At 53.9% G+C, this 22787-nt stretch carries 22 protein-coding genes; 5 read left to right on the top strand and 17 right to left on the bottom strand.

Going from position 1 to position 22787, the window contains the following annotated elements; genetic code table 11:
• Positions 1-5 precede the first annotated feature (5 nt).
• A complete protein-coding gene (locus ABQ298_10375) occupies positions 6-1685 on the bottom strand; it encodes a ribulokinase (protein ID MEQ9824778.1) in 1680 nt (559 codons plus the stop codon).
• A 61-nt stretch (positions 1686-1746) separates the two neighbouring features.
• On the opposite strand from ABQ298_10375, the gene ABQ298_10380 reads away from it, so the two are divergent.
• Complete coding sequence (locus tag ABQ298_10380; protein MEQ9824779.1) at positions 1747-2820, top strand: LacI family DNA-binding transcriptional regulator; 1074 nt, start codon at positions 1747-1749, stop codon at positions 2818-2820.
• A gap of 32 nt (positions 2821-2852) precedes the next feature.
• Here the strand turns inward: ABQ298_10380 and ccsA are convergent, their stop codons facing one another.
• From ccsA to ABQ298_10405, 5 genes are all read right to left on the bottom strand, one after another.
• Positions 2853-4685, bottom strand: a complete 1833-nt coding sequence (gene ccsA, locus ABQ298_10385) for a cytochrome c biogenesis protein CcsA (GenBank protein MEQ9824780.1) — start codon at positions 4683-4685, stop codon at positions 2853-2855.
• Positions 4682-5872, bottom strand: a complete 1191-nt coding sequence (locus ABQ298_10390) for a cytochrome c biogenesis protein ResB (protein ID MEQ9824781.1) — start codon at positions 5870-5872, stop codon at positions 4682-4684. Before ABQ298_10390 ends, ccsA begins: the two co-directional genes overlap by 4 nt.
• Positions 5869-6522, bottom strand: a complete 654-nt coding sequence (locus tag ABQ298_10395) for a hypothetical protein (protein MEQ9824782.1) — start codon at positions 6520-6522, stop codon at positions 5869-5871. Before ABQ298_10395 ends, ABQ298_10390 begins: the two co-directional genes overlap by 4 nt.
• Before the next feature lie 136 nt (positions 6523-6658).
• Positions 6659-7849, bottom strand: coding sequence for a glutamine-hydrolyzing carbamoyl-phosphate synthase small subunit (gene carA / locus ABQ298_10400; GenBank protein ID MEQ9824783.1), 1191 nt, complete (start codon positions 7847-7849; stop codon positions 6659-6661).
• A gap of 98 nt (positions 7850-7947) precedes the next feature.
• A complete protein-coding gene (locus ABQ298_10405; GenBank protein MEQ9824784.1) occupies positions 7948-8262 on the bottom strand; it encodes a metalloregulator ArsR/SmtB family transcription factor in 315 nt (104 codons plus the stop codon).
• Between the two features lie 72 nt (positions 8263-8334).
• Here ABQ298_10405 and ABQ298_10410 point away from each other — a divergent pair, with 72 nt between their 5' ends.
• The 3 genes from ABQ298_10410 (at position 8335) to ABQ298_10420 (ending at position 10962) form a co-directional block, all read left to right on the top strand.
• Positions 8335-9531 (top strand): KamA family radical SAM protein, encoded by a 1197-nt coding sequence (locus ABQ298_10410; protein ID MEQ9824785.1) that lies wholly within the window; start codon positions 8335-8337, stop codon positions 9529-9531.
• Between the two features lie 32 nt (positions 9532-9563).
• Positions 9564-10130, top strand: coding sequence for a DUF2214 family protein (locus ABQ298_10415; GenBank protein ID MEQ9824786.1), 567 nt, complete (start codon positions 9564-9566; stop codon positions 10128-10130).
• 382 nt (positions 10131-10512) lie between these two features.
• Positions 10513-10962, top strand: a complete 450-nt coding sequence (locus ABQ298_10420; GenBank protein ID MEQ9824787.1) for an RNA-binding protein — start codon at positions 10513-10515, stop codon at positions 10960-10962.
• A 131-nt stretch (positions 10963-11093) separates the two neighbouring features.
• Here ABQ298_10420 and ABQ298_10425 read toward each other — a convergent pair whose 3' ends face one another.
• From ABQ298_10425 to gspG, 11 genes are all read right to left on the bottom strand, one after another.
• Positions 11094-12386, bottom strand: coding sequence for a type II secretion system F family protein (locus ABQ298_10425; GenBank protein ID MEQ9824788.1), 1293 nt, complete (start codon positions 12384-12386; stop codon positions 11094-11096).
• A 61-nt stretch (positions 12387-12447) separates the two neighbouring features.
• Positions 12448-14115: a GspE/PulE family protein gene (locus ABQ298_10430; protein MEQ9824789.1), complete on the bottom strand. Its 1668-nt coding sequence runs from the start codon at positions 14113-14115 to the stop codon at positions 12448-12450.
• A 2-nt stretch (positions 14116-14117) separates the two neighbouring features.
• Positions 14118-14708, bottom strand: a complete 591-nt coding sequence (locus ABQ298_10435; GenBank protein MEQ9824790.1) for a hypothetical protein — start codon at positions 14706-14708, stop codon at positions 14118-14120.
• A gap of 41 nt (positions 14709-14749) precedes the next feature.
• Positions 14750-16822 (bottom strand): secretin N-terminal domain-containing protein, encoded by a 2073-nt coding sequence (locus tag ABQ298_10440; GenBank protein ID MEQ9824791.1) that lies wholly within the window; start codon positions 16820-16822, stop codon positions 14750-14752.
• Positions 16823-16863: 41 nt separating this feature from the next.
• A complete protein-coding gene (locus ABQ298_10445) occupies positions 16864-17415 on the bottom strand; it encodes a hypothetical protein (GenBank protein ID MEQ9824792.1) in 552 nt (183 codons plus the stop codon).
• Positions 17412-18596, bottom strand: coding sequence for a hypothetical protein (locus tag ABQ298_10450; protein ID MEQ9824793.1), 1185 nt, complete (start codon positions 18594-18596; stop codon positions 17412-17414). Before ABQ298_10450 ends, ABQ298_10445 begins: the two co-directional genes overlap by 4 nt.
• Before the next feature lie 22 nt (positions 18597-18618).
• Positions 18619-19755 carry a hypothetical protein gene (locus tag ABQ298_10455; GenBank protein MEQ9824794.1) on the bottom strand — a complete coding sequence of 379 codons (1137 nt, stop codon included), beginning with the start codon at positions 19753-19755 and terminating at the stop codon, positions 18619-18621.
• Entirely contained in the window at positions 19752-20471 is a 720-nt protein-coding gene (locus ABQ298_10460) for a prepilin-type N-terminal cleavage/methylation domain-containing protein (protein ID MEQ9824795.1), read from the bottom strand. The genes ABQ298_10455 and ABQ298_10460 overlap by 4 nt, the downstream gene beginning before the upstream one ends.
• A complete protein-coding gene (locus ABQ298_10465; GenBank protein ID MEQ9824796.1) occupies positions 20468-20959 on the bottom strand; it encodes a prepilin-type N-terminal cleavage/methylation domain-containing protein in 492 nt (163 codons plus the stop codon). The genes ABQ298_10460 and ABQ298_10465 overlap by 4 nt, the downstream gene beginning before the upstream one ends.
• On the bottom strand, positions 20956-21516 hold the full coding sequence (locus ABQ298_10470; GenBank protein MEQ9824797.1) for a prepilin-type N-terminal cleavage/methylation domain-containing protein: 561 nt from the start codon (positions 21514-21516) through the stop codon (positions 20956-20958). The genes ABQ298_10465 and ABQ298_10470 overlap by 4 nt, the downstream gene beginning before the upstream one ends.
• A 29-nt stretch (positions 21517-21545) precedes the next feature.
• A complete protein-coding gene (gspG, locus tag ABQ298_10475) occupies positions 21546-22004 on the bottom strand; it encodes a type II secretion system major pseudopilin GspG (protein ID MEQ9824798.1) in 459 nt (152 codons plus the stop codon).
• Between the two features lie 60 nt (positions 22005-22064).
• Here gspG and ABQ298_10480 point away from each other — a divergent pair.
• The coding region (locus tag ABQ298_10480) for an MBL fold metallo-hydrolase (GenBank protein ID MEQ9824799.1) at positions 22065-22787 on the top strand (723 nt) is incomplete at its 3' end.

Raw genomic sequence — 22787 nt, forward strand, 5'->3', positions numbered from 1 at the left:
ATCCCTCATGACTTTCGTTGACGCTCCTTGATATCGAGCAAATCCTTCATCAGATTCCCGAGATCGGGTTGTGCCACACCGCCGAAGGCATCGTGCAGTTTTTGATATAGGTGGAACAGCTCCGTATAAACGGAATGGTTGTCGGCATCAGGCTTATAGATCGTGCCCTTAACGCCCGTCATGAGCGCCTTTGCTGTCTCAAAATCCTCATGGCCTCCCTCAGACTTCCCGGCCAGCACTGCAGCGGATATCGCCGCACCCAGCGCGCAGGTCTGCGCTGAGCGGGAAACACACATTTCACAGCCCGTAACATCAGCGTAGATCTGCATGAGCATCGCATCTTTCTCGGCAATGCCACCGCAACAGACAATGCGCTCCACCTTCACTCCATGAGCAACAATGTGCTCGAGTATCGTACGGGCACCAAAAGCAGTTGCTTCCACCAGTGCACGGTAAATTTCCGCACGTGTGGTGTGCAGGGTTTGCCCGAGAATCAGACCGGTCAGACGCTGATCCACAAGGATGGTTCGATTACCATTGTTCCAATCCAGCGCAAGTAAGCCGCTCTCTCCCGGTTTTTGCGATTCCACTTCGGCGCGCAGTTCCTTGTGAAGGCTGCCCTCACCCTGCAGTACCCGTTCGACGTACCATTTGAACAGATCGCCGACCGCCGACTGCCCGGCCTCAACACCATAATACCCCGGAAGGATGGAACCTTTCACAATGCCGCAAATGCCGGAAATATCCGGCACCTTCTCACTTGCCGAAATCACCGAACAATCGCAGGTGGAAGTACCAATCGCCTTCACCAAGACACCATCGGTTACGCCGCTGCCAATGGCACCATAGTGAACATCAAACTCTCCTATGGCGATCACGATTCCCTCCCGAAGTCCCAGCCGATGGGCCCACTCGGCGCACAGATTGCCCGCCTTTTCGGATGCATCATAGGCACGCTCATAGAGGCGATCCCGTAGATCCGCCAGCTTTGGATCGAGCATGGCCAAAAATTCCTTGTCCGGCAGACCGCCCCACTCATCCGAATAAAACGCCTTGTGCCCCGCTGCGCAGACACCACGCCGAATCTCCAGCGGATTCGTGACTCCTGCCAATACCGATGGCACCCAGTCGCAGAGTTCCACCCAGCTGTAGGCAGCGTCGAAGACTGCAGGGTCAACGCTCAGGCAATGCCAGATTTTGCTCCACCACCACTCCGAAGAGTAGGTATTACCGACCTTCGCCATGAATTGAGGACGGTGTGCTCGTCCCAACTCTGTAATGGTTGCTGCTTCCCGATAACTGGTGTGATCCTTCCAGAGCCAGCACTGCGCATTCAGATTTCCCTGAAAATCGGGCAGAGTAGCAAGTGCTGTGTTTGAGGCGTTGACTGGAATCGGACTTGATCCGGTCGTGTCCACCCCAATTCCGATGATGTCCATCGGATCAAAGGAAGGATGTGCCTGCTGCGCCTGCCGGATGGCATCCATCACCGTGTGTTCCAGACCGTCAAGATAGTCCTGCGGACTCTGGCGCGCGACATTTGCGTCCTTTGCATCTCCCATCACCCCTTGATCTCCGCTCGGATAAGGAAACACCGACGTTGCCAGTTCGCTGCCATCCGCACAGCTCACAATCAGTGCCCGCACAGAGTTGGTTCCATAGTCAAGTCCCAGGGTATATTTCATCCCCTTGGAATGCCGGAAAAGTTGACAAACCAAAACCTTGCGACAGCTTTACAGTAAAGTCATGGAACGTCGTGCATCAATGAAGGATATTGCCCAGCGGGCAGGAGTCTCGAAAACCGCAGTTTCTCTTGCGCTTCGCAACGATCCTCAGGTGTCGGAATCACTGCGCAACCGCATCCAGAAGATCGCAAGTGAGCTGGGTTATGTGCGCAATCCAAAGATCGGCGAACTCATGTCGCAGATGCGCAGCTCCAGCACACGCAATCAACATGGCACACTCGCCCTGATCAACGGAAATCAGGACCCCAAGGCGCACATCCAGCATCCCACGATCCCGACCTACTACGAGGGTTGCAAACGTCGGGCTGAGGCACTCGGTTACGCCACCGACAAGTTCTGGCTCTATGAACCCAACATGTCCTCCCAGCGCTGGGTATCGATTCTCAAGTCCCGGGGCATATCGGGCATCGTGATCATTGGCATGATGCGACAAAACCGTATTCCAGAGTTCTTCAAACCCGTCATTGAACAATTTCCCACGACCGTCACCGGAGTGCGCACCCGAAAACCTGCGCTCTCCTTCTCCTGCGCGGACCATCACATGCTTACGCTCCAGGCCTTTGAACGTGCCATCGCCTGCGGTTATCAACGACCAGGACTGGTCATGGAAGCCACCATCGACAACCTCGTCGAACACCGCTTCACTTCAGCATTTCGCACGGGTCAGCAAAAGTACATTCCTGCCGAAGAACACATTCCGATCTTCAATCGATTCGATGAGGCCAAGACCGATCCGCAAATCTTCTTTGAGTGGTTTGAATCCGCACGTCCCGATGTCATTCTCACCCTCTTTCATACCGTTGAGCGTTGGCTAAAGGAGTCTGGCGTTTCCATTCCCAACGAAGTAGGACTCATACAGCTCGAACACCGCAAGCAGCACCCAGACTGGGCGGGCATGGATCAGCACAATGACATCTGCGGCGAAGCCGCAGTGGACATGGTCATCAACCTGATCTACAATGGAGAAAAGGGCTTTCCGGAATACCCACGGGCAACCCTCATCGGCTCCACCTGGGTGAACGGAACAACAGTCAAAAGCATCCCTTCCGACCTGCTCCCAGCTCCGTTGATTTGAAGCGACAATTCCCGCAGCGTGAGTGTTAGATGTTACCCGCTCGCCTTACTGCGCCAACGCCGCATCGGAAGCAAGCCACCGAGCAGCATGATTGCGACCTGTGAGGCGCAGAACAGGACCAGCCAGAAGAACGCTGCGCTCATGAATCCATAGGAGTGCAAGCCAACTCCCAACATATTTGTTCCAAACCAGGACCAGCTGGTGACCACGTTTCCAAAGATTGTCAGGTTCATGAATCCAGGTGTGCGAACAATGCCGCCACGCTTGGCATGCAGAACAAGCGCAATCCAGATCACGATCATCAGCGCTCCATTTTCTTTGGGATCCCACCCCCAGAAACGCCCCCAGGACTGATCCGCCCAAATACCTCCCAGCACGGTCCCCACAAAGCTGAAAAACAGGGAAAAACAGAGAATGCCGTACACCATGCGCACCAGAGAGCGGCTGGTCGCCTCGTCCAGTCGGGTCGTGCAAATGCCCAGCACAAAATACAGAATCGCTAAAAACCCGGCAAGATAGGTTGCCGAATAGCCAAGCGAGATCGTGATCACGTGAGTTGCCAGCCAGAAGTTGGAATCCAGCACTGCGCGCATCATCTCCATCGTGTCACCACTGGCCATCAGGTGATTCGCCACAATCAACGTCATCAACCCAATGATCGCCGAAACCGCTGATCCGAGTCCGTTCCTGTAAATTCGTTCCAGTATGACTCCGAGTGCTACCGCTCCCCAACCCACAAAAATGGCAGACGAATACAGATTGGTCACCGGAGGACGCCCCTGGATCATCATGCGCGCAAGCAGCCCTCCCGTGTGAACAAGAAAGGCGAGCAATACGATCCAAAATACCCACTTGAGCAATCGCTCGTCCAAGGTAAGCCAGGCCACCAGAACACCGATAAATACCCACACATAAAGTGCCATCGCAATGCCAAAGGGCTGAAGGTGATTTACCACCAGCTCGGCGTGAACCTTGTCACTGGGCAAACCACCCCCCAATGAGGCATAGTGTGTTTCAATTTCTTGCAGAGTCGCATTGAACACTTCAACATTCCCCGCTGCATACGCATCCGACAATTTCGCAAAATCGAGCGTCAACTCAGGGATTCGCCCCAGCTGCATTGCGTGCATCAGCGACTCACTCAAGTTCAACCAGCCCGAAGCAGTTCCATCCGTTGGAACAAACTTGACCGCACGGGTATCCGACAGACTCGAATAAGTCCGCAAATAGCTCGAAACCTTCGCCAGCGCGGGCTCATCGGGGTCGGCCTTCGAATCCTCGCCCACGACCTTGGCCGCATCTTTCAATGCCTGCATAAAGGCACCATATTCGGCCTGAACACTATCCTTGAGTAACGGCACCCGGTAAGTGAACGCCAGGCGCTGATAAATGATCAGGTTGTTGAACAACTTCAACATCTCACGTTGGCCTGCATTCTGCAGGGATTGCTCCTGCGGAATGGTTTGCACCAGTTCCTGCAACTTGCGCGCATGGGGAACAATCTCTGCGTAACTGTAATGCTTCTGGTTTGCATTGCTTGTACCAATCAGCTCTTTGACGTCCTCATGGTGAATCAGAAATACCGGATAGCTGGCCGCGCTCTCTGGTTGAAGGGTCAACCGCATCATCCACTCTGTAGCTGGAATGCGATCACCTGAGGGACTCAGTGCAGTCTGCTTCCCGCGAAACAGCAGCAAGGTGGTGCGGGCCACACTGTCGATGGGTTTGAAGCGCCCACCCTCCAGAACCGGCAGTGCCGCAAAGCGATCTACATCAAAATCAGATTCATTTCGGTCCGGCAACACCGCCAGGAGCAATATGGCAACAGCAACTGCTGCAAAAATAATGGGGACAGCTTTTTTCATTTGCGCATCCTTCCTGCAAATTTAACGAGGGTCCAACCAAACTGGTAGAGCAAGCCAAGGGACATGATCACACAGGAGATGTAGGGGATCAACCATCCCGGATTGCGCACGACCTGCAACATCGATGACGTGTCTTCGTTTGCAAACGAAGCCTGGTAAAAGGTATATCCACCATATCGCAGCGGGTGATTCATGTAAATCAGGGTGTCGCGTGTTTCCCCTGTTTCATGATTGTCGACGTGAACCAAACTCGAGAAGTTCTTCGGAATCTCGGTTCCGGGATACCGGTCGTGAGAAAATTCGATCAAGTGAACCGAAAAGGGAAAATAACGGCGCTCAAATCGCATCGAAAGGTCAAAGCGATGCCCATCCACCTCGAAGCGCTGGGCTGGAAGATTTTCATCAAAAACATTGGACACCAGCCAGGTTCCCAGACTGCTTCCCCGATGTAGAATTTCAACCACCGCCGTGGTAACGTTGCGCTGATTGTGCGCATAGGTTGGTGGAGCTTCCAAAACTCCAAGACGCATGCGGCTGGCAACGCCCTGACTCGTCTGCATCAAACCCGTACTCTGATTCGGTTGCAGCTGCATGATCCTCGCATTCACATAGAATCGCTGGATTCGAATAGAAAGCGGCAATTCGGGATGCTGAAATATCGCTCCGGTCTTCAGAAGGTCGTCCGGGATGGACCACACCCTGTCAACATCAGGATCGGATTGATCCACCAGTGCGATCTCATTGTTGAAGAAACTTTCCGCATAGTTTTTCTGGCTACCCTCATCAATCCACATCTGGAAATCTTCCTGTGCCAGATCCGTGAGCAACTGGCCGACCAACAGCAAGCCCAGGCCACCGTGAATCAGCACAATTCCAATATTTCGCAGCCTAGGGCGGAAGTAACGAAAATGCGCACAGGCAAGATTTGCCATGAACAACGGCCCCAGCAGATATCCTCCTGGCATGGGCAATACCAACCAGCGCAGCACTTGGCTGCCAGGCCACTCGAGCGGGTATTGCCAAAAGGCGATCACCGCCTGGAAATAGCGACGCTGCGTCTCGTAAATCCCAAAATGCACTTGGTCAAGTGTTCCGAAAAACACCAGAATCAGCGAAAAGCCCAGGAGATAGACGGTTAAGCGCAGGGACGAAAGAACCGCATAAAGTTGGCGAAAGAAGAGTTTCATGAATCCGATGAACCGGGTTGAATGGAACGCAGAAAATCCCGGAAACGGGCAGATTCGGATTCAACCGTCTGCTGCACTCCGGTTACTTTGAAGAACCAGGAAAACCCGTTGAGTTCAAGGATTGCGACTTCAGTCGCCATGGGTGGGTTGGCAGTGTTTGCCATGCGGAAAACACTGAATTCGAAGGCATCGTTCGCTACACGCTCTTCATCAGCCCTCGCTTCAGCTTCCGAAGCATAGGGAGCAAGCCCCAACTGCGAGCGCCATCGATTCACGTTTGAGAACAGCCCGCCCACATCACCCGGAAAACGAGTCACGGCAAAATCCCATTGAGAACGATCCGATCCCTCCAGCACAAAACTGGCAATGCGTACACTTGACGTCGGTCCCTCGACCCAGCCTTCTGGCACTGACCACTGCAACTCGGTTTGATTGCGCGGTGCCTGAAAACCCGGCAAACTTCCCATCGCCGAACTGGAGGCACTGCCATCCGAAATAGGTGGATGCCCAGCAGGCAACCCGTCCTGCGACGCTTCTTCCGCCACCTTCTCCTTGGGCACTTCAAAATAGCTTGTTTCTGCTTTTTTACAGGCTGAAAACAGGCTGAACAAAGCCAAGAACAACAGGTAGGGAACAAACTTCAGGATCATGTCAGTTCAGAAATATCGTTGTGGACAGAGGCAGATTCAACGCCTGAGTCGAAAAGGGGAAACAGATGTTATCCCACTGCAGAACGAAGTCACTCCAGTAGGGATTTCACCAGTATGCACGAAAATACAGATTGCATCAAGCCGATGCGGAAAGCTGCTGCGAATGGTGTTGTTTGACCGCCTGATAAAAAGACTCAAAGTGCGGGATTGCATCATTGGGTCCAGGTCCAGCTTCTGGATGGTACTGCACCGAAAACGCAGGAAATTCCTTATGACGCAGACCAGCAACGGTGTTGTCATTCATGTTGACTTCCGTAATGAGTGCATCACACCCGTCAAAATCCTCCCGTCGCGACGCAAACCCATGATTTTGGGCCGTGATCATGACTTTACCGGTTTCAATGTTTTGAACGGGCTGGTTGCCTCCACGATGACCAAACTTGAGCTTAAAGGTCTTCACTCCAAGTGCCAGCGACAGAATCTGATGCCCGAGACAGATCCCGAAAATCGGGTATTTGCCCACAAGCTTGCGCACGGTCTCCTGCGCATATGTCAACGGTTCCGGATCACCCGGTCCGTTTGACAGAAAAATTCCGCTTGGCTTAATCGCCTCAATCTGCTCCGCCGATGCCGTTGCGGGAAACACCGTAATGTGAAACCCATGCCGCGCCAGATTGCGGAATATCGACCGCTTGGCCCCAAAATCGATGGCGGCAATGCGCATCAGCTGACGCCCTTCACGGCGGTCGAGATGATCGTCCAAGTGCGTTCCAGGCACAAGAAAGGGATTGTTTTCCTCAGCATCCAGATCCCACTCATATTTGGCCTGAGTGGTGACTTCCTTCACAAAATCCATACCAACAACGCCTTCCCATTCCCGGGCGCGCCGAATGGCTTCTTCATCCGAAATATCCTCGGTCGAGATGCAGGCTTTCATGGCACCTGCAACACGCAGTTTTTTGGTAATCGCACGGGTATCGACTCCAGTAATACCGGGAACATCGTGATCCTTAAGATAGAGATCAAGCGATTGCTCACTGCGCCAGTTACTGGTGACCGGACTGAGTTCGCGCACCACAAACCCCCGGACCTTGGGTCCGTCCGATTCCACATCAGAAGCATTGACGCCGTAGTTTCCGATCTGCGAAGCCGTCATCGTGACGATCTGTCCGTAGTAGGACGGGTCGGTCAAAATTTCCTGGTAGCCGGTCATGCTGGTGTTAAAAACCGCTTCTCCAACGACCGTTTTGCAGGCTCCAAATCCCTCTCCGCGAAAGACGGAACCATCTTCAAGTGCAAGTATTCCGGGCAGTGTTTGAGTATCCATAAATGTCAAATTCGTCAGGCTCGCCACAAACTAACAAGCACTCCCCACCCGTCAAGCGATAAGCCCCAAATGCCTGGAAAAGCAGGCAGATCCACCGCTTACCGGGCAGATCGACTCTCATCTGTCGGTGCGATGACCACCCGCAGCTGATTAACAATCCGTTTTCCGGCAGCTGCATCAATCGAGTAGTAGCAATCCCGACAGTGCTTTGATTTCCTGACGATGCCCGCCTGACGCAGCACCCGCAAATGATGGGAAATCGTCGGTTGTGGGATCTGAAGGCGCTCTGAGAGCGTTTTCACATTGGAACGGGAGGCACAATCCTCGTCATACGGAAGCGCATCCAGAATGCGCAAGCGCACGGCATCCCCGATCGCCCACAACTGCACCGCCAACTGTTCCGAGTCGTTCATTGAGAAATTTATTAATTTAAAAATTTGAATATATCGAAGAATCTGTCAAATTGAAAGTCTTAAACGTTGATCATGTATCCAAACGATTCACGAACGAACTGGTTCCACGGACAAGGCCTGTGGGAAGAGGTCCCTTCAAAGGACTGGAATAACTGGGTGTGGCAATTGAAGAACCGAATCACCACACTCGAACAGCTGGAAACCTACCTCGATCTGACCGATGAAGAGCGTCGCGGTTGCCTGTTCGCACGCAACAAGCTCGCCCTCGCCATCACACCCTACTTCTTCAACCTGATTGATCGCAGCGATCCTCACTGTCCCATTCGCCGTCAGGTCATCCCGCGCGAGGGTGAGATGTTTGTCAATCAGGATGAACTGCTCGATCCCGTCGGCGAGGAAAACACGATGCCCGTGAAGGGACTCGTGCACCGCTATCCTGATCGCGTCCTCTTCCTGGTGACGGACCGCTGTGCCGCCTATTGTCGCTATTGCACACGCAGCCGCCTGGTCTCCAACGCTCAGGACTACAATTTCCACCCAAGCTATCAGGAGGGTCTCGACTACATCCGCAACCATCCGGAAGTGCGGGATGTGCTGCTGAGCGGGGGAGACCCTCTGCTTCTGAGCAACAAGAAACTGGACCACCTGCTCGGGGAACTGCGCAAGATCCCTCACGTTGAATTCATTCGCATCGGCTCCCGTATTCCGGTCTTCCTGCCGCAGCGCATCACACCTGAGTTAACTGACATTTTTAAGAAACACGGTCCAATCTGGATGAGCATTCATGTCAACCATCCAAGGGAATGCACCGAAGCACTTTTCCAGGCAACCGAACAACTCAGCCTCGCTGGAGTGCCGATCGGGAACCAGTCCGTCCTGCTCAAGGGCGTCAACGATGACGCAGAAACCATGCGTTCCCTCATCCACCGTTTGCTGATGATGCGCGTTCGCCCCTATTACCTCTATCAGTGCGACCTGATCACGGGTTCGGCCCACCTGCGCACCAGCGTTACCAAGGGCATCGAAATCATGAAGGCCCTGCGCGGAAATACAACGGGTTATGCGATACCTCAATACGTGATTGATGCCCCCGGTGGAGGTGGAAAAATTCCCATCACCCCCGACTACGTTCGCGAAATCACAGACCATGAAATCATTCTCACAAACTTTGAGGGCAAGGAATATCGCTACCCGCTCTTCCCTTCAAAGCAGGTGACCAATCGCACTGAAGTTGAAGCCGAACTTCTCGGTTCGGTTATGGTTGATTAAACCTCCGTTACCCTGTCTTTGAAGCGGATTTCATGGCTAAAATCCGCTGCACTGCAGTTGATTTTCAGTTGAAAGGACTCCATATTCGGCGCTTTAGGGTTGAACCTCCCATCGATCCATTCATCTTCACACTCACTGCTTCATCCAACACCATGACAACTGAAATCATTTTTCGTTACGTTCACTTCCTATCCATTCTCGGAATCTTCGCATCTCTGGTCGCCGAACACCTTCTGATCGCCAAATCCATGACACGCGCCCAGATTCGTCGGGTTTCCACCATCGATGCGATCTTTGGCCTTTCCGCTTTGCTGGCACTGATTTCGGGTCTGCTGCTTTGGTTTGTTGTGGGAAAACCCGCAGAAGTGTACACCCAGAACGGTGTCTTTCATGCCAAGATCATGCTCTTTGTCATCGTGGGACTCGCCTCTATCTATCCCACATTGTTTTTTGTCAAAAACCGCAAGGGTGACGCCACACAAACCATTGACCTTCCCAAGCCTCTGATCATGGTCGTGCGCCTTGAGTTGCTGATCGTTGCCCTCATGCCTCTGCTCGCCACCATGATGTCGCGCGGTATCGGGTATTTTGGCGGCTGACCCCTCTGAGCGGACTTCCTTTTCTCTGACCACGCAAACACCGGGAACTCCACCCGGTGTTTTTCTTTGGATTTTCATCCAAAATTGACTGCCATTGCCGTTGACAAGCGATGCAATCACGATTTTCTTTCCTCTTGAAAACACTATCGGAATAACGACATCCCCTCTTCGCATCCTATCACTCTCCGCTTCTCGTCATGATATTCCGATCTTTTCGATTGTTACCACAGGTAACTGTACCCTCCCTCCAACCTGCCCAAGCATGTCCAGTGACGCCGATGTGGCGTAAATCTATTGCTCACTTTTCATACCGCTTCCTTCCATCCGCGTTCGTGGAATGAGCGTTTTCAGAATTCAGAACGCACTGTAACGACAAAGCAATATGGACATCTATGTAGGCAATCTTCCCTACGACACCGATGACGCAGCCGTTAAGGCCGCTTTTGAAGCATTTGGTGCCGTGGATAGTGTGAAGATGATCATCGATCATGAAACCGGGCGCTCCAAGGGCTTCGGATTTGTCTCGATGAGCAACGAAGAGGAGGCGATGAATGCCATCGCTGGCCTCAATGGATCCGAGATCAATGGCCGCGAAATCAAGGTCAATGAGGCTCGACCCAAATCTGATGCACCCCGTGGAAATGGCGGAGGACGCCAGTTCGGAAACAGCGGCGGTCCGAGAAAAGGTGGTTTCCGTGGCGGAGACAATCGCGGCTTCCGCAATAAGGAACGCGGCGATTTTCGCGGCAAATCACAGGGAAGGGACAATTGGGGACGCTCCGATGGTGGGGCTCGCCGTTCCTTCGGTGAAGGAGAATCTGACTGGCGCTGACATCGATCCATATGCATCGGAAGCCATAGGTTGGCCTCCATTTTCCCCGGAATGGCCTCACCGCTCATAACCGGGTCCTTTTCAAAACGCAACCGGGCGTCTACCCGTTTGCGTTTTTTGCGATTCAGGGATCAGCGCATGCTGATGGTCTGGCTGACCTCAAGCACGCTCAGTACCATGCCAAGTGCCGCAAACATCACCATGATGAAGGCCGTTGCCATGGCTCCGGATGAAATCAGCACTGTCAGCAGCTTCAGCTTTTCATCCAGCAGGCTGCGCACACTGCGCGTGATTTCCCGCAGCCCGCGTTCCAGACTACCCGTATTTTCACCCACCGTGAGCACGTCAATGGATGCGTCCGTGTACAATTCGTGCTGCTTGAAAGCGACTGAGAACGAAGCCCCTTCAATGATCATGGTCCGTGCGTTCCCAAATTTCTGCTTCAGCCAACGATTCTGTATCGTGCGTTCGGACAATTTCAGATTTTCAGAAGTGTTGATTCCGCTTTCCATCAACGTGGTCATCAGATTTGAAATCTGATACATCGCCGAACTCTCAACAATCAACCCGATTAACGGCAACTTCAATACCCAACGATCCGTGATCAGTCGACCTTGCGCGGAGCGTCGCCACTGCACCAGTAAGACCCCAAGCAGGGTCAGCAGAAGCAGGATGAAGGGACCCCCTGTCAGGAGAAAATGCGAAAAGGAAATCAAGGTCTGCGTGAAAAAATTCATTTGCCCACCCATCGACTCGATCATCGCCTGAATCGTGGGCACCAGAAAATACATGAAGCCGATCAGGATGACGAGCACCAGGCAGATCAAGACCGCAGGGTAACTCAGACTCGACAGGATTTGTTTGCGCAAAGCGCGTCGCTCTTCGATGAATTCGATGCAGTTGCGCAAAATGGCCTTCATGTCTCCCGATGCCTCACCCGCTTCAAATAGGGGAAGCATCGCCCGCGGAAATAGATTGGGGATCTGCTCCACTGATTTTGCAAAGGATCTTCCTTCCCGCAGCTGTCCCCATATCAAGACAGTGATGCGTTTGAGCTTGGGTTCATTCAAGCGCTGACTGAGCAAATAGATCGCATCTCCCAGTGACATGCCGCCGGAATGCAGATCGAGCAAACGCTTGGCCAGTTTCAACCCGAGCGTTTCACTGCCTTTCACCCCTTTGGTGGAGGCATGGCGCTCCGTCACCCGCTGACGCTTCTTGGCTTCTTTTGAAGCAGTTGTGGACGCAGGTAGCGAACGGACTCGCCCCCCTGCTGCCGGAGCAGTCGCTTTTGATTTCACCGCGATAGGGGTGATGCCCTTGGCCTGAAGCAGGCGCAGGGCTGACCGGCGGTCCGCAGCCTCGAGAACATTGCTGATGCGTTGGCCCTTTGCGTCGGTTCCGGTGTATTGAAAGACTTGCATGCTCAAAAACGCGGTGAGGGTTCACCCGTTGCAGATTGACTGATTCGAAATGGTCGCTCGCTCATTGCTCAGACCCAATCTCCGCAAATTTCATGATTTCACTCAGGGATGTGCGCCCGCGCTTCACCTGCTCCCAGCCACAGGCCTGCAGGGTTCGCATGCCCTGATGCATTGCGACCTCCCGCATCTCGCGCGCCGTCGACTTGCGCACGATCAACTCGTGCAGTGCGTCGTTATTGGTCATCACTTCAAAAATCCCAATACGGCCAAAATATCCGAAGTTGTGCATGGCACCCCCACTTCGCTGGGGTTCACGTATGAGATCCTTGTGCCTCAGCTCGCTCGCTGGGATTCCCAGTGTGCGCAGGCAGGTTTGCAAATAGGCCTCATCAATGACTGCCGGAACCGCCATTGCCGGATCCAGACGCCGAACCAGTCGCTGGGCCAGCACCTGTTCCACTGCAGAGGCGATCAAAAAGGGTTCGATCTCCATGTCAATCAGTCGCGTCATGGCTCCAGCAGCATCGTTGGTGTGGATCGTGCTCAGCACCATGTGTCCGGTCAGTGAAGCACGAATTCCGATCTCAGCAGTCTCGCGGTCGCGAATTTCCCCCACCATGATGACGTCCGGATCCTGACGCAGTATGTGGCGCAATGCCGTCGCAAAGGTCAGCCCGATTTCCGGTTTAATCTGGGTCTGATTCACTCCTTCCACCTCATATTCGATGGGATCTTCCACGGTAATGATGCGACGTTCCGGGGTATTGATCTGGCGAAGGAAAGCATTGAGCGTGGTGGATTTTCCCGATCCGGTCGGCCCAGTCACCAGCACGATGCCGTGCGGTCGCGAAAGCACACGCGATACCTTCTCCTGATCGTCTTCCAACAGCCCAATCTCGGTCAGCGTGAGCGGTTGCTGGCGCTGATTCAGCAAGCGCAGGCTCACGCTCTCGCCATACATGGTCGGAAACGTCGAAATGCGGATGTCGAGGTCATGACCACCGGCATGGTAATTGATGCGTCCATCCTGCGGACGTCGTTTTTCCGAAATGTTCAGCCGCGCCATGATTTTGATGCGCGAGATGATCGCACCCTTGATGCGCACAAGATTTTCCGGAACCGTCACAAACACCAATTCTCCATCAATGCGGTAGCGAATCTGAAGGTTGTCGCGGCCCGGCTCAAAATGAATGTCCGTTGCGCGGTCACGTACCGCCTGCTCGATGATGTCGTTGATGAAGCGGATCACAGCCGCATTCTGATCTTCATCGTCTTCTTCACTGGGATCAAATTCGCCAAAGTCGTCAAAGCCCCCTTCCTGAAGACTGCCCGACCCCACTCCGAAACGCTGCTGAATCATGCGGCTGATGGCAGACGGTTCGCCTAAATACCATCGAACACGCAGCTGGCTGACCGCATGGATCCACTTTGCCATCCGGTAGTCAGGCAACCACCCGACCACCACTGCAATCTCGTGCATCTCCAGGGTTTCCGGGGGCACAATTGGCAACAACTGGTATTCATTGATCAGGCGAAAGGGAAGGCATTCTGTCGGGTTTTCAAGCACTTCAAAGCGTTCAAGCAATTCGATTCCGGATTGCTCGGCGAGTTGGCGAAGCGCAACATCGGAAGTCACATTCCGCGCCTCTGCAAGCCATGCCAAACGGTCAGCCCGGGGAAGGCTGTTCAGCTGCAGGGATTCTTCTTCTGACAGGGAAACCATGGTCATGTCTAACGGGTCTGAGGTTTTGGAGGGTTATTGCTCTGCGCCTGTTTTTCCTGCGCATCCTGCTGGTCCAGGCGCGCCTGCTCACGCCGTAGCTTCTCCATGAGTTGTGTGGGCTTGGGCAGTGATGGAGGTGGCGATGGATAAGTCGTTGGAGCCTTGGGCGCGACGGGATTGAACATGGGTGCAATCACACGATTTCCCCCGCTCCGCTTCATTTCCTTGAGTACCAACATCTCACGCTTTCCATTTTCAGTAAGGATGACTCCCTGCTTCTGCGGATCCCATGACTCCACCTGAATGCCTTCAATGCGTTCTCCGATTCCGACCCAGTAGGGCTTGGAATTGCGCTGATCGCGTATGCTGAACTTGACTTCCGAACCGTCGTCAAAATACCCCGAAAACTCAAATCGCTCGTTCAAACTACCCTGAGTGGCAACCGGTACCGACGTGTCGCGCGATGCGCCCCGATCCACCGTTTTGAATGGTGGATTCAACACCAGACTCTCCTCCTGCCCATTGAGGTTCATGGATGCGATTATCGCTAGTGCAAACGCCCCGAGAACTGCCTGCTGCAGCCCACGATTCACAGCCATGCACAATCTCGCGGCCAAGGCCTGTACCCGTGAAATAATCATCACTCTTCCTTGTTCGGGATGCGCAGATTCTCCAGATAACCATCGATCCGGGACTGCTGAACATTGTCACGAATGATCTCGCGACTCAGTTGATTCGCTTGCTCGGTAGTGTAGATCACTTGCGGACGAATGAAAATCACAAGGTCCAGGCGGGTATTCTCCCGCCGCTTCGATGAAAAAATCCAGTCACCCAACAACGGAATCTGCCCCAACAGAAACATCCGACCCTCAATCAGGCGTTCCCGTACCTCCTGCAGTCCACCCAGCACAATGACATCACCATCGCCAACGCTCACATACGAGGTCGCGGAACGGGAACCGATGATTGGCTGTTCGTTCCCATCGATCAACGTGGTTCCATTGACCGTGCCAATAGTCTGTTCAATCTCCAACTGCACCACACCATTGGAACCGATCAGCGGGGTGACATTGAGTTCGATACCAATGTCTTCCAGTTTGACTTCGCTTCGAATGCTCGAACCCGTCGTATCTGTGCTGGAACCCGTAATCACTGGCCGTTTCTCTCCCGCACTGATTGTTGCTTTTTTGTTGTGAGTGGTGACCAGCGTCGGAGCGGAAAGGATGGTGACGTCAGAATCTGTGGCAGCGGTTTGAAAAACGGTGGACAGGGTGAAGTTCTCAAGCGTTGCCCCGATTCTCACGGGCAAATCAGAGATGATATTGCTCACCTCACCTTCTGAGTTGAGCAGCTGATTGATCCCGATCGTGATTTCATCGGTTTCGTCGAGAATCACTCCAAAACTGTCAATGCCCCGGTTGTATTTATCTCCAATGTTTACCTCCGCAATGATCACATCGATCTTCACTTGCGCGAGGATGACGTCAACCTTCTCAATCAGGTCCGAAATGTACCGGATATCACTGGAGGTTCCGAAGGCGATGATCGCATTGCTGCGCTCATCGGACTCGATCGTGATGTAGGGACTGAACTGGTCCGTTGTTCCTTCAACACCTGTCGACCCCCTCACGATTTCTGTAGCATTTCCCTCTGCGCGTGGCACGACGGGACGACTGCTGTTACTACTGCTGCGGGTGGCTGAAGACTGTCCGGAAACCAGAGCATTAAGCAGAGACGCCACTTCCTCCGACTTTGCGTGTTTCAGATAAAATACTTCGGTGCGCGTCAGTGGTGCTGCATCCACATCCAAGCTTGAAATCACGGATTCGATGATCTCAACATTGGACGGATGAGTGAGGATAATGATCTGGTTCGTACGATCATCCGACTCAAAGAACGTTTCTCCGTCCAGGTAACGGGCAAGTGGTCCACTGGCCATGGTGCTCAGGCGCTGTTTCAGATCCTCCGCCGAAATGTAGTTCAGCGTGCGAAAGATCATCTGCGTATTCATCTTTACTGGCACATCAACCCGGTTCAGCAGGCGTTCGATCTGTTGCAGGTTGGTCAGACTGTCCGTGACCATAATGGCATTTGCCTTGCGCAGCACCAACTGTGTGGAAAGCCCCGGTGTCTGCAGGTTGTTCACGATCTGGGTCACTTCGTCCAGATTCAAATGCTGGATATCAAATACCTTGGAGTAGTGTCGCTGTGTGGGTGGCAGCGCGAGCGTAGAACCCACGAGGATATCCGGTGACTGATAACGGATGCTCGCCGTGGGGACCGCTTTGATGAACTTGTCGCCTAGAGAAGTAACCGATACTCCGTTGAGCGTCAGGATTGTCTCAAGTGCCTGCACCGCCTCTGCGCGCGTCAAGCTGCCACGGCTGTTGAAATTCAGCAATGGCGTCGGGAGCGATTCCTGCTGAAGCACCGTCTTGCCGGTCAGTTCCTCCAGGTAGCGAAACACGCTCATAACGGGTTCATCCACGAAAACAATCGCGTTGACGACATCATCGGCGTTGAGTCCAGGAGCAAAGCGCGTGCTGTCCCTCAACTCCGGCGGAAGCGGTGGTGGTGTAAAATTGGGCGGTGGTGACGATGGCTGAGCGATCAAGGTTGTATTAAAGACGCAGCCAAGGACAAAGTAACCGAAGGTTCTGCAAATGTTCCTGCCTGCACGACGGCGAGTCAGGTGAATTGACTTGGCTTGCATCAGCCCGGCGAATCGATTGCGAATAAATGTCACGGTCAGCATTAGCGATTGAGTTCAAAGGATGTCACCCGAACTTCACCGCGCAGGAGTTCCGGTGCGGCGGGTTCAGGTTGGATTAACATATAGTCCATTCCCAGATAAGGATAGTGGGACTTCACGGCATTTTCAAAATCGATGAGCGTGCGCAACGTGGCCCGGGATACCGGAACCGTCAGTACATGCTCGGTGAACACGTTGCCACGGCGGGATACAGGACGCGCAATCGAGGTCTGCAGTCCCACCTGTTTTGCGATTTGGTCCATCACTTCCAGCATCTGGTTGACTGAGTAGGTTTTGGATGCATCCAAATCGCCCAGTGCCCGTTCCAGGCGCTCATCGAGGGCAGATTCCCTGTCGAGCCAGAGCTGTTGGGTTTCAAATTCCGCAGCGGCGACACGCGATGTCTGCACCGAGGATGCCAGCGCTTGAATGGCATCGGTAAACAACCAGAGGAAGGCGATGCTCACGATGCCACACAACAGCAACTGTTCCCGCAATGTGCGCCGGTCAAACCACACTTTCGAACGAGTCAAAATGCTTCTCAGTTGCTTCATTGATGCTCCCCTACTGCTGCCACTTCCATCTCATCAAAGCTGAGATTTGCACGAAAAAAATACGCAACCCCCTGATTGATGCGCGTGATCTCTACGGTGACCGACTCCAAACGATTCAGTTCGTTCAATGCATCACGAAACTGGTTAATGAGTGCCGTTCCATTTTCCTCCGCAAGTCCGTCAATCTGGAGGTGGTTTCCATCGTATGCACGCACCTCCGAAAAGAATATCCCGTCCGGGCGCACCCGGTTTACCACATCGAGCATCGCCAGCGGTTGCAGTCGGGCAGCCGAGCCACTCTCAAAGACCTGAAGATTGCGTTCCTTGCCTTCGATGACCTCCACTCGCTGCTGCCGCTCAGCAAGGGTTTGCAATTTTGCCTCAAGGGTACCCGACCACAGGGCATTCAGGCCAAGCAATGCCAAAGCCAGCAGTAAGCCGATACAACTGCCTGCCGTCGTCATCCACAGCCATTGATTCCAGCGTGCTCCCTGGTAAGCCCTCTGTTTGACGAGCGGATCCCGCACATCGGCGCGGGCGGCTTGGACAGCGTTCAACTCCAGGCGGACTTCCGCTCCATCGCCATCGATGCACGCCCACGAAAGTTGGTTTTTCCAGTTTCGCTGCAAATCCTTCCAGCGATAGATTCCCGGATGCAGCGGTAGATCCAGCCAGGGTAAATCCCGGAACAGATCCGCACGCAGGCGCTCCACCCGTGCGATGTCATCCGTCTCACCCTCAAAGCGAACACAGTGCACTTCCTGCGGAAGTTTTCCCGCTTGATCAAATACCAACAAGATCAGCTGCTGGTCGCAAACCGCCGTTACCACACAAGGCTTTTCAACGGACAGCCCCAGAAATGGAAAAAAACTCGGGTAGGCTGCCTCGTCCTGTGCAAGTTCATCAAGGGTTGGTTCAAGACTCTCCCGCTGCGCAGCGTACACCAGTGCCGAGTCACCCTCACCATTGACCCATGCTCCAAAACTCAGGTGTTCGAGCGCAAAGGGAGCGATGGCTTCAAGCTGGGTTTCGATTGCAGTGTCAAGTTCCGCCGTCGTCATTCCTGCCGGGAACGTGATGCGCTCCGTATAAAACGCCTCACCCGGCAGGAATCGAGCGATACGCTCCACCTTCTCTGATAACTGCGGTGCCTGTGGTTCGGTTTGCGTCATTGGAGCCATGAGTGTTTCAGCTGCGACCATCCTACATATTTTCCCTGATGACAAGAACTTCAAAACGACTACCACCGGAATCACTGGAGCGGGGTGCGGTCACTTCGGTGCGAGTCTCGTCTTCCGCATCCGCAGAGTCCGGTTGCGCCGGGTCGGATGCAGGCAATGTCGGTGGAGTGGCACCTCCCTGTTGCACCCAAACCTCCAGCCGATAGCGGTAACTCTCGAAGCGTTCCAATTCGATGCGAATGCGGAGCAGGTTTGTCGATGTGGCATACAAGGCGTTTTCCGGATTGCTTCCCAACGCGGCATTCAGCACTGGCGGTATCCCATGCTCACTCAGATCAACCCAGCGATCATCCATCGTTCCCCGAACGCGATCCTGTCCCGCCAGATAACGTTCCAGTCCCAGTGGATTGAGATCGTGCAGCAGCTCATAAAACCGCAACAAATCGGGTCCTGCTACGTTGAGATTCGGACGTTCGCCATGTGCAACGGTCAGCATGGAGGTGAAGCGTTCAAAAAGTTCTGGCTGATACGCTCTGCTTTCGGGATCCAGCCAATCCCGAAATCCCATCATGTACTGAAATTCAGAGATATCCTGCAAACTTCGATTGACAGGCGTCAGCAACAACCGCGTCCGGTCATTCTCATACTCCCTCGCCTCTGCACCCCTCACCCGCGTTTCATCATCGGCATCGATCCAGTCAAAATACACATCGCGCAGCCGCATCGCTGTAAAACCGTCAATTCCCAGACTCTCGAGCAACAGGGCAAAAGTGGATTCATCCAGCAGGGAAAGCGGCAGTTGTGTTGCCAGATCTTCGACGACCACCACCGCGCGCAAGCCCTCGTACGGAATCGGAAAGGGTTCATAAAGCAAAGGATCACCCCACCCCTGCAATGCCGACACAAAGTCACTGTCAAACTGCTCAAATTCCTCAAGCACCCCTAGCGTATGAGTCAGATAATCCCGTGCGATCCTTCGCATGTCTTCATTGCCCGCGGTCTGTGCACGGTAGCGTACCCGATCCTCTACATCTCCCAGAAACAGTACCACGATCACGGTCAGGATGAACAGAAAGACCAGCGTGGCGATCAGCGCCACACCGCGCTGATGTGAGGGTCGTCCGCTACGCTGAAGTGTTTTCAACGGAGTGAGAGTCATGAGGATACCTCCGGATTCAAGGATAACTCTTGATTCAGGTAGAGCGTTCGCCGGGTTAACTCCCGTCCCTCCACTTCAAAGATCAGCGCATCCGGCACACCTCGCTCGCCTGGATCATAGTTGCGAAGGTGGGGTTCGATCTCCCATCGCTTCTGCTCAGCATCCCAGTAGGCATAGCTCAGGCTGATCCAGTCAAGGGCCAACGGGAAGCGGTAAAGGTGATCCTCGACCCGATAATTCGTAAACCCCATGCGCTCCACTTTCGCATCATCCGGGTGCCAAATCAACGAGACTCCTTCCCGTGTATCAAAGCGCAAATACATTCGGGTAACGGTGTGGTCCGTCCATCGACCCGTCATCAGAAATGCTGGGGGTTCGGGCGTCAGCCATGAGAGATACACCGGATCGTATGCCGAGGCTCCCGGCAGAGATTGCCAGCTGAGCGAGCCATCTACGCTTCCGGGCAACTGGGATGGTAAGTTGGGCTGAATCACCCATTCCTGTTCCAAAAACGCAAAGATCGAATGCTCGTGCTGTAGTTCAACATCTCCCTGACGATGATCAATCCACGCCAGTGCAATCGAATAATACAGCATGCCGCACGCCGTCATGACCATCACTGAAACCACCAGTGCCAGCAGCACTTCGATCAGCGTGAAACCACGCTCAGCGCGATTGGCACGACCCTTTCGAGAAATGGGATAACTGCGTTTCATCGCCGTGCCCTTTCTTTCTGCATCGCTTCAAAACGTCGCTCCTTGTCCTCCACGAGCTGTTCCCGCTCCCGATCCGATTCATACCATTCCGGATTGCGAATCAATCGACTTTCGCGAAAGGGTTCTGAGCTGCCTTCAGGTCCCATCACCACACCCTCGATTTCAATGACAAACACATCCAGCACCAACGTCGGGTAAGCGCGTGCCTTCCACTCCAGTCGCATTCCTTCCGGGGAGCGCAGCGATTCATCCCCGGTTTCCAGCGTTTCGCGATCCATTTCTGAAAAATCAAGTGTCGCGAGAGCCCAGTTCCGAAACTCATGAACTTCACTGGACTGTTCCCAGTTGAGCAACGCGGTTTGGCCATTGTTGAATGCAACCGCCAGCACGTAACCCGTTACCCCGAGCACTGCTGCTGCAAGCAGGGCTTCGAGCAGCGTGAACCCCCGCTTGCGTCCATCAATTGTCCTGCATCGCTCCGGTTTCATCTAGCCAGCTCTCCTTCCAGCTCGGCACTTGAAAACGGATCCATGATCATCCAGAGCGGATCACTGACTCCTGGAGTGTATGCCCACTGCACCGCCACAAAGTTGCTGATGCCACTGGGTTCAAAGCGCACCGCAGAAAAGGGCTGATCCAGCACACGAAATTCGAGCAATTCGCGTGGGTTTGCCCGCTCAGACCAGGGTTCAATCGGCCAGAACCGAACCGTATCGATGCTTTCGCGGTCTGCCTCATCCAGTGCATGGAATGCAACGGGCTGAACCCATGCGAAGGGTTCAGTCCGCAGTTCGAAGCGCGACAGTTCCTCATCAAAACTTAAATAAACCGGACGTTTCTCAGTCACCGCGAGCAGTCGGGCGTCGCGAAAACTCTGCAACAGCACCTCCGTTGGTGATTGGCGCTGCACACCTTCAATCGCATTGTCAACGTTAACCACAAACAACCCCACTCCGAGCAGCAGAATGGCCAACACCATCAACAACTCAATGATCGTAAATCCAGGCACTTCCTGCCGGAATGCCGCCTCGCGAGGGTTACGCATGATCGAGCTGGCGCCCATCCACCACCACATCAATCGGACTTTTGCCAATTTCCGATGTCATCCTCCGTATTCAGGATCGTATCCGGTCCCGCCGAACGGATATCATAAGCGTCCGGATTCTGAACACCGGGAAAGCGATAGTCATAGGGCGTCTTCCAAGGGTCCAGCGGAATGCTGTCCACATACGGTCCTTTCCACAGGTGCTGCCGTTCGGCAGGTGCTTTCAGCAACGCCTCCAGTCCCTGATCTGTGGTCGGGTAGCTTCCCATATCAATGCGGTATTTCAGCAGTGGCCCCTTGAACGTCTGATTGACCTGAAACTCCGCTGCCTTCACTTCCGCATCTCCCAAAACACCGCCCAGTTTGACGATGACAAAACCTGCAAGCAAGCCCAGCAGGGCGATCACAAGCACGAGTTCAATGATGGTAAAACCATGGGAGTTACCGGAAAGTCGTCGGACGGAAGCTGGAGTTCTCTTGTTCATCATAGGAAGCTCTGATATAGAACGAATAACCCCTTAGAGTCCAACTTTATTCCAGCGTTCAAGATGAGTAAACAACCCGTGATTTCCGTAGAAGACAGTGCCATTGATGTGGCCGGAAAAGCCATCGCCGGTCTCCAGGCTGACGGTGTTGAGATCGATGGTCGCACGCTCCATCTGTTTTCCATCCTGCAGCAGTCGCCACCGGGTTCGCACACCCCCGGGCACGACTGGCTCGAACTTGCCAGTGCACTCGGCCTGCATGGCCCTTCACTGCTCGCACTTGCACAATCCGAGGAGATCCCGAAGATCCCACTTCCCGCAGGCTGGCAACAATGGGTGCTGCCCTTCGGACCCTACACAGTCAACAGTTACAAAATTCCCGTAGCCCCCAGGCAATGCCTGCTCGTCGATGCAGGATTTCAAACCGCTGATTTTCTTCAGCAACTCGAACAGAGTAAGGATCACCCCGTCGCACTGCTGCTCACCCACGGCCATCGCGACCACATCGGCGCATTGAGCGAACTGATACGCCGATTTCCGCACCTACGGGTGCATGCCATGAATCCATCCCACTGTCGCAATACTGCTGCCCTTCGCGAGGGTGACAACTTCTCCGTCGAAGGAATCCAGATTCGCGTTCTGCACACCCCCGGGCACGCCCAGGACAGTCTCTGTTATGAGATTCGACATGCACACGGTGCACCCGTTGCCATCGCTGCGGGCGACACGGTGTACGCGCGCTCTGCCGGAAAAATCCCACAAGACTATCGGCATTCCCTCGAACTG

It is taken from the genome of Puniceicoccaceae bacterium (assembly GCA_040224245.1).
Taxonomy (GTDB): Bacteria; Verrucomicrobiota; Verrucomicrobiia; order Opitutales; family JAFGAQ01; genus JAKSBQ01.